This is a genomic window from Myxococcales bacterium (assembly GCA_016717005.1).
Taxonomy (GTDB): domain Bacteria; phylum Myxococcota_A; class Polyangia; order Haliangiales; family Haliangiaceae; genus UBA2376.
Genome location: JADJUF010000014.1, coordinates 292,501 through 306,378, shown reverse-complemented (window position 1 = coordinate 306,378; position 13,878 = coordinate 292,501). Strand labels below are relative to the sequence as shown.

At 74.8% G+C, this 13,878-nt stretch carries 10 protein-coding genes and 7 tRNA genes (1 of these 17 only partly in view); 2 read left to right on the top strand and 15 right to left on the bottom strand.

Annotation, left to right across the window (positions count from 1 at the left end; translation table 11 throughout):
• Positions 1-140 precede the first annotated feature (140 nt).
• From IPL61_15365 to IPL61_15320, 10 genes are all read right to left on the bottom strand, one after another.
• Positions 141-212: transfer RNA gene (locus IPL61_15365), tRNA-Asn, on the bottom strand.
• Between the two features lie 74 nt (positions 213-286).
• Positions 287-1,927 carry a TROVE domain-containing protein gene (locus IPL61_15360; protein MBK9032653.1) on the bottom strand — a complete coding sequence of 547 codons (1,641 nt, stop codon included), beginning with the start codon at positions 1,925-1,927 and terminating at the stop codon, positions 287-289.
• A 338-nt stretch (positions 1,928-2,265) separates the two neighbouring features.
• A tRNA-Gly gene (locus IPL61_15355) sits at positions 2,266-2,339 on the bottom strand.
• A gap of 11 nt (positions 2,340-2,350) precedes the next feature.
• Positions 2,351-2,422, bottom strand: a tRNA-Gly gene (locus IPL61_15350).
• Between the two features lie 131 nt (positions 2,423-2,553).
• A tRNA-Lys gene (locus tag IPL61_15345) sits at positions 2,554-2,628 on the bottom strand.
• 25 nt (positions 2,629-2,653) lie between these two features.
• Positions 2,654-2,726: transfer RNA gene (locus tag IPL61_15340), tRNA-Phe, on the bottom strand.
• Positions 2,727-2,919: 193 nt separating this feature from the next.
• Positions 2,920-2,992 (bottom strand) — tRNA-Gln (locus tag IPL61_15335).
• A gap of 263 nt (positions 2,993-3,255) precedes the next feature.
• Positions 3,256-3,340: transfer RNA gene (locus IPL61_15330), tRNA-Tyr, on the bottom strand.
• A gap of 97 nt (positions 3,341-3,437) precedes the next feature.
• Positions 3,438-3,653, bottom strand: coding sequence for a hypothetical protein (locus IPL61_15325; GenBank protein ID MBK9032652.1), 216 nt, complete (start codon positions 3,651-3,653; stop codon positions 3,438-3,440).
• A gap of 167 nt (positions 3,654-3,820) precedes the next feature.
• On the bottom strand, positions 3,821-4,081 hold the full coding sequence (locus IPL61_15320) for a hypothetical protein (protein ID MBK9032651.1): 261 nt from the start codon (positions 4,079-4,081) through the stop codon (positions 3,821-3,823).
• 81 nt (positions 4,082-4,162) lie between these two features.
• On the opposite strand from IPL61_15320, the gene IPL61_15315 reads away from it, so the two are divergent.
• The gene (locus IPL61_15315; protein ID MBK9032650.1) at positions 4,163-6,913 is read left to right on the top strand and encodes a hsp70 family protein; all 2,751 of its coding nucleotides are present in this window, start codon (positions 4,163-4,165) and stop codon (positions 6,911-6,913) included.
• Between the two features lie 27 nt (positions 6,914-6,940).
• On the opposite strand, the gene IPL61_15310 is transcribed toward IPL61_15315, so the two are convergent.
• Entirely contained in the window at positions 6,941-8,332 is a 1,392-nt protein-coding gene (locus tag IPL61_15310) for a SpoIIE family protein phosphatase (protein ID MBK9032649.1), read from the bottom strand.
• Positions 8,333-9,100: 768 nt separating this feature from the next.
• Here IPL61_15310 and IPL61_15305 point away from each other — a divergent pair.
• Entirely contained in the window at positions 9,101-9,781 is a 681-nt protein-coding gene (locus tag IPL61_15305) for a PilZ domain-containing protein (GenBank protein MBK9032648.1), read from the top strand.
• 79 nt (positions 9,782-9,860) lie between these two features.
• Here IPL61_15305 and IPL61_15300 read toward each other — a convergent pair whose 3' ends face one another.
• The 4 genes in view from IPL61_15300 to IPL61_15285 are tightly spaced (at most 56 nt apart) and all read right to left on the bottom strand, a layout consistent with a single transcriptional unit that may run on beyond the window.
• Positions 9,861-11,882 carry a protein kinase gene (locus tag IPL61_15300; GenBank protein ID MBK9032647.1) on the bottom strand — a complete coding sequence of 674 codons (2,022 nt, stop codon included), beginning with the start codon at positions 11,880-11,882 and terminating at the stop codon, positions 9,861-9,863.
• Positions 11,883-11,938: 56 nt separating this feature from the next.
• Complete coding sequence (locus IPL61_15295; protein MBK9032646.1) at positions 11,939-12,928, bottom strand: hypothetical protein; 990 nt, start codon at positions 12,926-12,928, stop codon at positions 11,939-11,941.
• On the bottom strand, positions 12,918-13,832 hold the full coding sequence (locus IPL61_15290; protein ID MBK9032645.1) for a LysM peptidoglycan-binding domain-containing protein: 915 nt from the start codon (positions 13,830-13,832) through the stop codon (positions 12,918-12,920). Before IPL61_15290 ends, IPL61_15295 begins: the two co-directional genes overlap by 11 nt.
• Positions 13,829-13,878: the final stretch of a serine/threonine protein kinase gene (locus tag IPL61_15285; protein MBK9032644.1), read on the bottom strand. 1,294 nt of this gene lie beyond the right edge of the window; only the last 50 of its 1,344 coding nucleotides appear in the window; its start codon lies beyond the right edge, outside the window; the stop codon is at positions 13,829-13,831. Before IPL61_15285 ends, IPL61_15290 begins: the two co-directional genes overlap by 4 nt.

Genomic DNA, 13,878 nt, shown 5'->3' with positions numbered 1-13,878 from the left:
GACGTCGCCGTGGCGACGTCGAGGGGGGGCCCCCCGGCCGGCCCGGCCGGGGCCGGCGCCGCCCCCCCCCCCGCGGGGGGCGGCCCCCGCCGGTGCGCGACCCGGGGGGGGGCCTGCGAAGACCCCTTCCAGGAGCACAGAGGGCCCGGCGGGACTCGAACCCGCAACCCGCCGGTTAACAACCGGACGCTCGACCGTTGAGCTTCAGGCCCAGATCGCCGGTGGCGGCTGGATCGCCACCGGCGCATGCGTGTTGTGCGGCTCCGCGCCGGCTGATCGTCGCCGATCAGGCGCGCGCGTAGTCGCTGATGACCGCCGGCGTCGCCGTGTCGAAACCGACCACGTCGAGCATGCCGGCATCGCCCGGGTCAGCGATGCTGAACCCGTTCGAGGTCATCCCCACCACCACCACCTTCGCCGCGATGCCACGCGCCTGACGGTACGCGCGGATCGCCTGCGCCGGGTGCACGCTCCCGGCCCACGTCTCGCTGTCCGTGTAGATGACGAACGTGTCGACATCCACGCGGTTGCGCTCGGCCCAGATCATGGGCAGCGCGCAGTCGGTGCCACCGAACGGCAGGTCGCTGACGGCCTTGCAGACGTCGTCGAGCCGCTGCCGCGGCGAGATCGCGAGCGGGCGCAGGCCCGGCTCGCCGCCGCCCCACTTGCCGCCGTGGCCACCGCCGGCCGCCGCGGTGAAGGCGACGAAGTGGTGGTCACGCTCGGTCGCGGCGGTCACCAGCGCCATCGCGGCGCTGCCGATCCGCGGCGTCACGCCGGGCACCCCGGCGATCACGCCCGAGCTCATCGAGCCCGACACGTCGAGCGCCAGGATCGTGCGCTTGCCGCTCGGCTCGACCGCCTTGAACGCCTGGTAGAACGCGCCGTCGAGGGCATCGACGACCGTCCCCACCGGGGTCCAGGTGCCGCCGCCGCGCGCGCCGTGACCGCTCTTGTACGTGGTCAGGGCCGCGAGCGCCGCGATCGGGTGGACGCGCGCCTTGTGCAGGCGAGCGCCGTCCCCGAGCCGCGCCGCCACCGTGCGGGCCGCGTCGCTGCCGGGCTTGATCAGCCCGACCCGCGTCATGGTCGCGAGGTTGCGGATCATGGCCGTCATGGGCATGTCGGCCAGGAGCGCGTCCCAGATCTCGGCGAAGGTCAGCCAGGTGGTCGGCACCGCCTCGCGCGGGATCCGGTGCGCGCGCACCAGCGCCGCGGCGCCGGTGACCCGGTCGCAGCGCTTGAGCTCGTCGACCGCGGTCAGCAGGCCCAGGGCCTCGTCGGCCTTGGCCTCGTCCGAGATCGCGCCCGAGGTCACCCACGCGAACAGCCGATCGTGCGACGGCGACGCCGCGCGCGGGTGGGCCAGCCGCAGGAGGTCCCGCGTCGACCAGCCGTCCCGGCTGCCGTACTTGACCAGCTGGTACGCGAGGTCGCGCGCCGGCTTGTCGTTGAACCAGGCGGCGACCGCCTTGCGCATGCCGCGACCCCAGCCGCCGAAGCCCTGGGCGTACTCGGCGAAGTGCATCAGGTGGGTGCCCGTGCGGCAGATGACCGGCAGCGCGGCGTAGGCGGCCTTGCGGGTCGCCTCGTCGCCGAGCTTCGCGCACATGGCGAGCGCGAAGATCGTCGGGTCGGTCTTGGGCGCGCGGCCGGCGGTCGAGATCTCGACCAGCCGGGTCACGACCCGGGCGCCGTCGGCGGCGATGCAGCGCGCGACCGCGGTCGCGTTGTCGGCGGTGAGCTTGGGCTCCCGGATGTAGAAGGTGCCGCCCTCGCTGCCGAGGATCAGGAACCGGTCGAGCCGGACCCAGTCGTCGACGGCCCAGGTGTAGCCGCCCGCGGAGTTGGCGACCTGGTTGGTACCGGGGATCGCCTGGGCCTGCGACGTGGCCGTGGTGGAGAAGTGCTTGGTGAACTTGAACATGGCGAACCTCCGGCCCGGCGCGCGGGCAGTGAGTGGATGGACACAGTTACGGTGGGAGCCAGACGGGAGAATCGAACTCCGGACATCCGCTTACGGGGCGGCGCCTCGACCCATCGAGGAGCGACTGGCGGTGACGGCGCGCGCGCCGACGAGCAGGGTGGGGCCGGCGGGCGAGGGGACAGCCGAGGGAGAGTTTTCAGATAACCCTCGGCCAGCGGCCCGCGCGGTGTGCGAGGCGACGCCCGCGGGCGCGCGCTCGAGAAAGGTGCAGGCGAGTGAACCGTCCGAGGGGGAATCTGGATGGGATAACCCTCGGCCGTTCGGCCCGCGGTGGCGCGTGGAGTGGCTCGCGGGATTTGCACCCGCACGCACAGGGTGGAAGCCTGCGCTGCTGCTGTTACATCAGAGCCACGATATCGATCGAGCAGGTGGCGGGAATCGAACCCGGCGATCCTGGCTTGGCACGCCAGTGTGTCACCACAACACTTCACCTGCGGCGGTGGTGCCGGTGCTCGGCGGATGCGCCGTGATCACGGGATCACGAGGCCTCGGACCGAGCACCGGCCTACCTGACGAGTCGTCGCGACGTTCGGTCGAGGAACGTCGCGTCGCGACACTCGCGAGCGTGGGCCGGGTGGGAGTCGAACCCACGTCTGGACGGTTTAAGAGACCGCTGCAAAGCCACCATTTGCTACCAGCCCGAAATGCGCGTCTCGATGGACGCCGCCCCACCCTCTGGGATCGAACCAGAACCTCCTGGGCTTCAGCCAGGCGCGCAGACCAACTACGCAAGAGTGGGAGAGTGCCGGCACGCCGAGATCGGGAATCGCGGCGGGCCGGCGGACACCACCGTTGGTGGCGGTGGTGCCTGTTGCTGGGCGCCGTGCGAGGCGCCCACGTCGTTGTCTCTTCAATTGTCAGGGAGCGAGCGCGTCGTCCGTCGAGGGCGGGCACACCTTGGGCGTGACCGCGTCCCGGCGAGGACGCAGCAGTACCGGACCCAGGAGTCGAACCTGGAGTCTTGCGGGTCAGAGCCGCCTGTCTTGCCGATTAGACGAGTCCGGTAGACTCGAGTGCTGTGCGCGTCGTCGCCGGCGGGCCGGCGAGCAAGAGTGGGTATCGTCGTCGAGGGGAGACGCCTGGCGACGGTGGTCGAGGTCGGGAGTCTCGAGTCTTGGAGGGGCCCGATGGGGCGTGACCCATCGGGGGGAGGCCTGGCGACAGGCGACGACAGTGTTCGAGGACGGGAGTCTCGCGTCTTGGAGGGGGCCCCGATGGGGCGTGACCCATCGGGGTGAGGCCTGGCGACAGGCCTCCCAACGTGAACGTGGAGCGTCCAGGAATCGAACCTGGCGGGTGCGACGCACGGTGGCTTTACGGGCCACTTCGCCTTCCATAACGAGCTATCGCTCCGTGGGGCGCGCGCCGGGAGGTTCAGCGCGCGCAGACGCAGAAAGGGCCACCTGGGGTTCGCCCGGGTGGCCCTTGAGTAGTCGTCGAGGAAGACGAGCTACGTCAGGGCTCCGGGCGGCCGATCGCTGGTACCGAGGGTGATCGAGGGGGCGCGCGACGTGCGCTTGGAGCCTTCACCGATCTCGCTGGCCAGCAGACACCCCAAGAAGGAGGTGCCCACGATCGCGTTGCCGAACGGCATCGCGACTGGCTTCGAATACCCGCACCACGGCTTGGCCGAGGACTGCGAGGTATGTGCGAGTTGGGTGAACATGGCGTGTGGGCTTTGTGTGTTTCTTGATTGAGGCTGGTTGCTTGCCGTTGTGACGTCCGACCGAGCGATCCGTTCCAAAATTCTTTCGAACTCTCGTCCCCGCCCGTCCCTGCTCTGTCTCAGCCGGCCGCGGTCACCCAGAGGCTCGCGCGACGAATGAATTGTATCTAGTCCTCGGCCGCGAGAATGTCAAACGCGATCTTTCGAAAACTCCGATGTAGCGTTGACTGCTCGGAAAAAAAGATGCTGGCGAAGTGATCGCGCGCGCCGCGATCCGCCGGCGCGCCGCGATCCGCGCGCGCCGCGTTCATCGCCGGCGCGCCGCGTTCATCGGCGCGCGCCGCGATCGCGGGCGAGGCGAGCCGCCGGATCCCGATGGCGCGACCCCGCCGGTCGGGATCCTCGCGCCGTCGAGCCGGCGGATCCACGCCCCGGATCCGGCCGGCGCGGGTGCACTTCTGCCTCCGTCGCGCTGGCGCCGCCGGGCCACGTCGAGTAAATCCGCGGGGATGCCTGCCCGCTTTCTGATCGGCATCGATCTCGGCACCACCAACACGGCGGTGGCGTACGTCGACACCGCCGCGGCCGATCCCCGGGTCCGCGTGTTCGAGGTGCCACAGCTGGTCGCGCCCGGCGAGACCGGACCGCGTCGCCAGCTGCCGTCGTTCGTGTACCTGCCCGGGGAGCACGATCTGGCGCCGGCCGAGACCGCCCTGCCGTGGCGCCCCGTCGGCGCCGGCGGCCGCGAGGTCGTCGGCGAGCTGGCCCGCTCCCAGGGCGCGCGCAACCCGCAGCGCATGATCGCCTCGGCCAAGTCGTGGCTGTGCCACGCCGGGGTCGATCGCCGGGCCGAGATCCTGCCCTGGGGCGGCGAGGACGGCCCGCGGCGGTCGCCGGTGGCGGCCCAGGCCCAGGTCCTGGCGCACCTGCGCGACGCCTGGGATCACGCCTTCGGGCCGGCGACGCCGTTCGTCGAGCAGGACGTGGTCGTGACCTGCCCGGCGTCGTTCGACGAGGCCGCCCGCGAGCTGACGGTCGAGGCCGCCGGCAAGGCCGGGCTGACCGCGGTGGTGCTGCTCGAGGAGCCCCAGGCCGCGTTCTACGCCTGGGTCGACGGCCACCGCAGCGCGGCCCGGGCGCTGACCCCGGGCGACCGGGTGCTGGTGTTCGACGTCGGCGGCGGCACCTCGGACTTCACGCTGATCAGCGTCGACGCCGACGGCGGCTTCGCCCGGGTCGCGGTCGGCGACCACCTGCTCCTGGGCGGCGACAACGTCGATCTGACCCTGGCCAAGCTGGTCGAGCAGCGCCTGACCGCCGCCGGCGGCAAGCGCCTCGACGCGCTGCAGTGGCACGGCCTGGTCCACGCGTGTCGGCTGGCCAAGGAGGCGCTCCTGGCCGAGGCGCCGCTCGACGAGGTGCCGATCACCGTGGCCGCGCGCGGCAGCCGACTGATCGCCGGCACCCTGCGCGATCGCGTGACCCGGGCCGAGCTCGACGCGGTCTTGCTCGAGGGCTTCTTCCCGGTGGTGCCGGCGACGGCCACGCCCACCCGCGGCCGCGGCGGCCTCCAGGAGCTGGGGCTGCCCTACGCCAGCGATCCGGCGATCACCCGCCACCTGGCCGGCTTCCTGGCCCGCCACGGCGGCGGCCGCGTCGACGCGGTGCTGTTCAACGGCGGCGCGATGACGCCGGCGGTGCTCCGCGCGCGGGTCCTCGACCAGCTGGCGGCCTGGCGCGGCGACGGCGTGCGCCCCCGCGAGCTGACCGCCGACGCGCCCGAGCTGGCGGTGGCGGTCGGCGCCGCGCACTACGGCCTCGTGCGGCGCGGCCTCGCGGCCCGCATCCGCGGCGGCACCCCGCGCGCGTTCTACCTGGGCGTCGACGGCGGTGACGCCGCGACGGCGGTGTGCCTCGCGCCCAAGGGGCTCGACGAGGGCAGCGCGGCCGAGCTCGATCGCGACTTCACCCTGGTCACCAACCGCCCGGTGCGGTTCAAGCTGTACTCGTCGAGCTCCCGCGCCGACGCGGCCGGGGCGCTGGTGCCGATCGGCGACGGCCGGGCCGAGACGCTCGAGGACGGCAGCGACCTGCTCGAGCTGCCGCCGATCGTCACGGTGCTGCGGGCGCCCGGCCGCAGCTCGGTCGACGTGCGCCTGCAGATCGCGATCACCGAGCTGGGCGCGGTCGAGGTGTGGTGCGTCGAGCGCGCCCGCAGTGATCGCCCGGGCCGGTGGCGCCTGGCCTTCGACATGCGCGCCGGCGGCGCCGCGGCCGCCACGGGGGACGACGAGCTGCCGGTCGCGCACCCGCGGCTGGGCGAGGCCCGGGCCCGGACCCAGGCGGCGTTCACCGGCGACAGCGCCCTGCTCGCGCCGCTGGTGCGCGAGCTCGAGGACCTGCTCGAGGCCCGGCGCGACGAGTGGTCGGCCACGACCGCGCGCGGGCTGTTCGACGCGCTCATCGACGTGCCCGACGCGCGCAAGCGCTCGGCCGACCACGAGCAGCGCTGGCTGGGGCTGGCCGGGTCGTGCCTGCGGCCCGGCACCGGCGCGCCGCTCGACGCCTGGCGCATCAAGCAGGTCTGGGGCGTGTTCAACGAGGGCCTGGTGTTCGGCAAGACCGAGGCGTCGCGCCTGGCCTGGTGGATCCTGTGGCGCCGGGTCAGCGGCGGGATGACCAGCGGCCAGCAGGAGCAGATCTACGACCGCCTGGCCAAGCTGCTCCTGCCCAACGCGCTCCAGAACAAGAAGCTGGCCGAGGTGAAGGCGTCGCGCCAGGAGCTGGGCGAGATGTGGCGTGCGGTCGCCAGCCTCGAGCGCATCCCGGTGGCGCACAAGCTCAAGCTCGGCGACGAGCTGATGCGGCGGATGGACACGCGCAAGGGCCGCGAGGACGGGGTGCTGGTCTGGGCGCTGGGCCGCATCGGCGCGCGCGTGCCGCTGTACGGTCCGCTCAACACCGTCGTCCCGGCGAGCAAGGCCGCGGCCTGGCTCACCACGCTCCTGGGCTGGGACTGGCCCGAGCCCGACAAGGCCGCGTTCGCGATCGCGCAGCTGGCGCGACGCACCGACGATCGCGCGCGCGATCTCGACGAGCCCTTGCGCGCGCGGGCGGCCGCGGCGGTGCGGGCGATGCCCGGGGGCGAGCGCGGCGCGATCCTGATCGAGCAGGTGGTCGCGCTCGAGGCCCGCGAGGAGCGCGTCGTCATGGGCGACACGCTGCCAGCCGGCCTGAGGCTCAAGCGCGACGACGCCTGAGCGCCCCCGGGCCCGCTGGAACTCGGGTCACGGCGCGACCGCGACCACCAGGACGTCGTCGTCGAGGCGGTTGTCGCCGACGTGATCATCGAGCGCGGCGAGCGTGACCTCGGCCAGGGCGACGCCGCCGCTGGCGCCGCGCAGCGTCCGCTGCAGCCGACGCTCGCCCCACGCGGCCCCGGCGCGGTTGCGGGCCGCGGTGACGCCGTCGCTGACGACCACGATGGTGTCGCCAGGCGCGAGGTCGTGGGCGAGCTCGGAGGTGCGCCACTCGGGCTCGCCCAGCGGCGCGCCGCGCCCGACCAGCGGCACCAGCTCGATCGCGTCGCCGGCCCCGGAGGCCCGCGCCAGGTAGCCGCCGCGGTGGCCGGCGATCGCCAGGCTGACCCGGCCGGGCGCGTCGCCCTGGGCGCGCTCGATCATCAGCGCGGTCGCGGTGACCCGGTGCCGGCCGCCGTCGATCGCGCGCACGACCTGGTGGAGGTGGGTGAGCACCGAGGCCGGCGTCGCGGTCGCGTCGGCCAGGCCGGTCGCGCTCTGGCACGCGCCGATCACCGCGGCCGACACCAGCGCCGCCGGCGTGCCGCGGCCGGTGACGTCGCCGATCAGCACGAACGCGCGGCCGTCGGCCAGCTCGCCGGTGAACCACAGGTCGCCGGCGACGTGCGCGGCCGGATGGTAGGCGATCGCGACCTCGACGCCGGCGACCATCCGGCGGCCGCCGCTGGTGCGGGCCTGGCGCACGACGTCGGCCAGCTCGACCTCGCGCGACAGCGACGCGCGGGCCTCGATCCCCCGGCGCAGGCTGGTGACGGTGTGGGCCCGGGCGATCGCGCGCGCGCCCTCGGCGAGCTGGCGGCGCTCGAGATCGCGCAGCGCGCGGCCGCCGGTCAGGTTGCCGACCACGAGCCCGATCAGCTGGTCGCGCTCGCACAGCGGCACCAGCACGTCGGCGCCGATCGCGCCGGCCCAGGCCAGCAGCGGCGGGCGCAGCCGGCCGAGGCGCTCGGTCGCGAGATCGCCGATCGGGATGGGGCGATCGAGGCGGAGCAGGAACGCGCGCACCTCGGCTGGGACCGCCAGCTCCGGGCCGGTGCGATCGCCGGCGGGGCGCAGCGCGTCGTCGCCGAGCCAGATCCGGACGTCGGCCAGCGGGCCGGCCCGCCCCAGCTGCGCGCGCACGGTCGCGCCGATCTCGTGGTCGCTCTCGGCGAACTCGAGCGCGTCGATCAACGCCTCGAGCGCGCGGTCGCGGGCTGGCGCCGTCGCCACCTCGGCCAGGCTCGCGGTGCGCCCGACGGCGACCATCGCCGCGGTGGCGAGCCCGGTCGCGACCGCCAGGATCGCCGGCGCCCGGGTGGCGGCCGCGAGCCCGCCGAGCGCGAGCAGCGCCGCGGCGGCGAGGGCGGCCTCGACCAACGCGCCGCGCTCGAGCCGCGGCTGCGCAGGACGTCGCGCGCGAGCATGGCGTGCAGCGACACGACGACCGCGACCAGGCTCGGCAGCCACGACATCGGGTACACGCCGAACACCCCGTACATCAGCAGCACGTCGCCGACCGCCAGCACGGCCAGCGCGCCGACCGCGAGCATCGCCCGCCGCGCGCCGGCGCCGGGCAGTGGTCCGCCGCGCGTGGCCCACGCGCCGTAGACGACGCAGATCGGGATCGACGCGATGAACAGGCCGTAGAGCGCGCCAGCGCGCGGGTACCACAGGCCCCAGCGCGTGAGCTGCATCGACGGGATGACCGTCGCGGAGGCCGCGCACAAGAGCATCAGCCCGGCGTTGATCAAGATCGAGGCGACCAGCACGCGCCGGTGATCGTCGACGCGCCCGGCCACGCCCAGCATGACCATGAGCAGCCCGGCGCCGACCAGCGGCAGGGGCGCGAACGAGGCCCGCATCAACGGCAGCATCGGCCGCGGGTCGTCGGCGCAGGCGACCAGCGTGGTCGCGGCCGCCCACGGCAGCGCGCACAGGGCGATCATCACGAAGCCCAGCCGCACGACCGGGTCGCCGCGGACCACCGCCGGGACCGCCGCCATGGCGGCGAGCCCGACGGCGAGCACCGCGAACGGGATCGCCGTGAGGTGGAACCCAAGCTCGACGGGCACGCTCGCCGAGCGTACCACCGGACGGTGGACGCCCGCTGACTTGGCTGCGCCGCGGTGTTATGATCGCGCGTCAGTGTCTCGACGTGCCGTGCGCATCCGGGCCCAGCTCGCGGCGACCGTCCAGCCGGTCGCGGGCGAGCTGTTCGTGTGCCAGACCCGGGACGTGTCGTCGGTGGGGTGCTTCCTCGACACGGTCACGCCGCTCGAGCTCGGCACCCAGGTCCACATCCACATCTTCGATCGCACGCGGGGCGCGCCGATCGAGATCCTGGGTGAGGTCAGCCGGGCCCTGACTGGCGTCAACCCCGGCCTCGGCATCCGCCTGCACGCGCCGCCCGACGACTGGAAGCTGATGGTCGCGGTGCTGGCCCACGCGTCGAGCGCGCCCGACAAGCCGGCGCGACGGCTGCGGGTGCTGGTGGTCGGCGACGAGCGGCGGCAGCGCGGCGCCCTGGCGCTGTACGTGACCAGCGGCTGGGACGTGCAGTTCGCGACCGACCTCGACAGCACCGTCGAGGCGCTGCGCGGCGTCCACCTCGACGCGGTCATCGCCGAGCACGACGTCGCCGACGAGCGCTGGCACGACGTGCTCGGCGCGGCCCGGCGGATGCAACCGGCGACGCGCCGGATCGTGCGCGGGGCCTTCGACGGGCCGGCGCCGACCTCGCCGCTGGTGCACCGCTTCGTCGAGCGCGACGCCGGGCTCGACGCCCTGCTCGACGCGCTGACCGCCGACATGACCGTGACCGCCTGACGCGACGGACTGACCGCGTGACCGCGTGACCGCCGCCGCCGGCGTGGGGCACGGCGGCGCGATCAGCGCGGCGCCGCGATCACGGCGCCGGGATCATCGTCACCGCCCAGGTCGCCTCGGCCCCGGGCAGCGGCCCCTTGGCGGCGTCGCGGTCGCGGCGGCGCAGCGTGATCACGTCGTCCGTCGCCAGGGTCATCGTCGCCCGGCCCGGCGCGCGGTCGGTGCCGTCGGGACCTCGCCACGACAGCGGCAGCTCGTCGGGCGCCGCGACCTCGACGACCACCGGGCCCGCGGGGCCGGTCCAGCGCAGGGCGTCGACGTCGGTGCGGGCCTCGAGCCGGCCGCGCACGGTCGCCGACGGCGCGACCGCGGCCGCGTCGCTGCGGTCGCCGTTGGGCTCGCGCTCCCACGCCGGATCGTCCGGCGCGACCCGCACGTCGAGCCGGTAGCGATCGGACACGTTCTCGATCGGCAGCGCCGTGGTCATGGCCTGGCCGACCTCGATCGTCACCGGGCCGGTGACCCGGCGCGCGTACAGGTGCTCGTCGCCGCCGACCGCCTGCTCGTCGGCGCTGGCCACGATCAGCCCGGCGCCGTCGCGCACGGTCAGCGTCACGTCGATGTTCGGCACGGCGGTCAGCGCGATCGTCAGCGCGCCCGGGCCCCGGCGCGGCAGCCGGTACACGTCGACGTCCGGCTCCGACGGGGAGCGCCGTCGCCCGAGCAGGCCGGTGACGGTGGTGTCGACGGCGATGCGGTTGGCCTGCGCGGGGGTGTCGTTGGGCTCGCGCTCGGCGCGGACCGGCGCCGCGGTCCGCCACATGAACCACCACGCCGCGCCGGCCGCCAGGGCCGCCAGCACCGCCAGCACCGCGACCACCGCCAGCCAGCGGCCCCGGCGGAGCGAGCGCTCGTAGCGGTCGAGATCGGAGCGGCGCAGGCGCAGCTCCGACAGCGGCTCATCGTCCTCGGTCAGGGCCCGGGCCCGCGGGCGGCTCGAGCCCGGCAGGGCCCGCGACGCGGCCAGGCTCGCGCGATCCCCGACCAGGAGGCCGTAGGCCTCGTCGATCGCCGCCGCCATCGCGGTCGCCGACGCCCACCGCGCGGCCGGATCCTTGGCCAGCGCCCGGAGGATCAGGTCGTCGAGCTCGGGCGCGATCCCCGCGTCCGGCGCCCGCCGCGACGGCGGCTCGACCTCGGCGGTGAGGTGCTTGGTCAGGACGCCGACCGCGGTCGCCGCGGTGAAGACGTACGTGCCGGTCACCAGCCGGTACATCAGCGCGCCCATCGCGTAGACGTCGGTGCGGGCGTCGACGTCGTCGCCGCGGATCTGCTCTGGCGCCATGAAGTACGGCGTGCCGACGATCTGGCCCTGATCGCTGACGTCGGGCGCGCCGGCGTGGGCCAGCTTGGCCAGGCCGAAGTCGAGCACCTTGGCGAAGTCGCGGCCGCCGGTGGTGCGGGTCACGAGCACGTTGTCGGGCTTGAGATCGCGGTGGACGATGCCGAGCTCGTGGGCCTCGGTCAGCGCGCCGAGGATCTGGGTCACGAGCGGGGCGACCCGGGCGAACGGCAGCGGCCCGTCGCGGTCGACCACGCTGCCCAGATCCTGGCCGCGCACGTACTCCATGATGAGGTACAGGGCGCCCTGGGCCGCGCCGAAGTCGAACACCTGGACCGCGTTGGGGTGCTGCAGCCGGGACACCGCCGCGGCCTCGCGCTCGAACCGCTGGACCACGTCGGGGTCGTCGGCCAGATCGCGGTGCAGCACCTTCATCGCCGCGATCTTGCCCATGCGGACGTGCTCGACCTTGTAGACCACGCCCATGCCGCCGCGGCCGATGACCTCGAGCACGCGGTAGCGCCCGTCGACGATCGTGCCCAGCCACGCCTGGTTCGAGGCGTTGATCCGGCGATCGGCCCGGGTCACGTGCGGGGCGTCGACGCGCCGGGTCTCGCCCAGCGCCGCGTCGCGCGCCGACGCCAGGTCGATCGCGGACACCCGCAGCATGTCGGTGCCGCACTCGGAGCAGAACGCCTGCGGCGCCGGGTAGCTGGCGCGGCACCGCGGGCAGAAATGGCGAGGCGCCGGCGTCGACACCGGCGCCACCGTACCACCGATGCCGGGACGATCCAGCGCCGGGGTGGCCGCGCGTGTCAGCGATCGTCGAGCGTGACCGCGCGCCAGCGCAGCTGGCGGCCCTCGATGGTGACGGCGGTGACCGAGGTCGGCCAGCGGCGGCCGTCGGCCTCGAACCGCGGCACCGGGTCGAGCGACCCGGCGGCGATCGTGGCGACGCCCTCGCCGCGGCGATCGCTGGCGGTCGGCGCCGGTGCCAGCGGCGCGTGGATCACCGCGGTCAGCTCGACGACCGCGGCGGCGAGGGCGGGATCGCCGGCGTTGACGCCGTCGCCGGTGCGCGGGCCGAGGCCGAGCTGCGGCGCGCGCGGGCTGGCGAGGACGGTCGGTCGGTCGGCGGCGCCGGCGCGCAGCGCCGCGACGATCGCGGCCACGTCGGCGTCGTCGTGGACGCAGCCCTCGGTCGCCGCCGCGAGCCGGGCCGGGGAGGGCTCGCCGGGCAGGGTGGCGATCACCGCCCCGCCGCCATCGATGATCCGCACCGCGCCGCCGTCGACGATCGCCGCGCCGGCGGCGGCCAGCGCGGCGACCGCCGCGCGATGGGCCGGCCAGGCCTCGGCCGAGCCCGGGATCGCCACGGTCAGCCAGGCCGGATCGACCAGCGCGCCCAGGCTGGCGCTGAGCTCGGCCTCGGTCGTGCCCATGCCGCCCAGCGTCAGCACGACGTCGACGTCGGCCTCGCGCAGGGCCTCGCGCCACCGGGGTGCGGTGGCGCCCCGGGCGTCGGCGACGGCCGCCACGGTCAGGCGCGCGCCGGCGCTGGTCAGGCCCTGGCCGCGCCGCCGCCAGGTGCGCCGGCCGATCGTCAGGTCGGGCCCCGTCGGCGCCGGCGCGGCCGGATCGGCCAGGGTCGCGCACCGCCACGGCGCCACGGTGGTCGACGCGCGGTCGACGGCCGCGGCCAGCGCGGTCGCGGCGGTGGCCCCGGCGCCGCCGGCGGGCGGGCCGCCGCTGGACCCGCAGCCGAGCGCCGCGATCGCCAGCGCGGCCGCCGCGCTACGAATCATCGGCGAGCTGGCCCCCGGCCTTGGTCCACACCGCCACGATCCGCGGCGAGTACCAGTACACCGACATCGTGGTCCGGGGCCGGCGCTCGATCACCCGCTGGAACGCGGCGCGCGCCGAGACCTCGTCGCCGAGCGCGACGTAGGCCGCGCCGAGGAGCTGGCCGAGCGCGGCGGCGCGATCGCCGTCGACGAAGTCGAGATCGACCGCGATCAGCTCGCGCTTGACGTCGGCGTAGGCGCCGGCGCGCCAGGCGTCGGCGGCGCGCGGCAGCGCCCGCGTCGCGATCTCCATCATCTGCTCGCGCTTCTGGGTCCGGGCCTTGGACTCGGCGTCGACCGGCGGCATCGCCGAGGCCCGGACCTTGACGTGGTTGATCGGGATGACGATCGACTCGCCGGCCGCGAGCGTGTCGCGGTCGAGGAAGTTGTAGCCGCGGAGGAGCGGGCCGTTCTTGCTGTCGCCGAAGTAGGCGGCGGCGATGCTGCCGAGGCTCTCCTCGCCGGCGGCCGTGTGGACGACGTGGAACGGGATCGTCAGCTGGGCGCCGGCGGCGAGGCTGTCGGCCGGATCGAGGCCGTTGAACTCGGCGAGGTAGCGCGCGCGGCGCTTGTCGCCCAGGTAGGCCTGCGCGAGGCCCTCGAAGGTGTCGCCGACGGCGACGGTCACGACCCGCGACACCGGCAGGCGCAGCTTCTCGCCCGGCTTGAGCGCGCGCGGGTGGTCGAGCTTGTTGGCGACCATGATGAACACCGCGTGGGTGCGGTCGCCGTAGTACTCGGCCGCGAGCAGCGCGAGGGTGTCGCCGGGCCGGACCTTGTAGATCAGGTAGTCGCGGTCGGCGCGGGCCGGGCCGGCCACCGTCAGCGCCAGGGCCACGGCCACCGTCGCGAGCAGCCGCTTCACGGGGCCTCCTTCGGGATGATCTTGCCCGGCACGAGCGCGCCGTCGC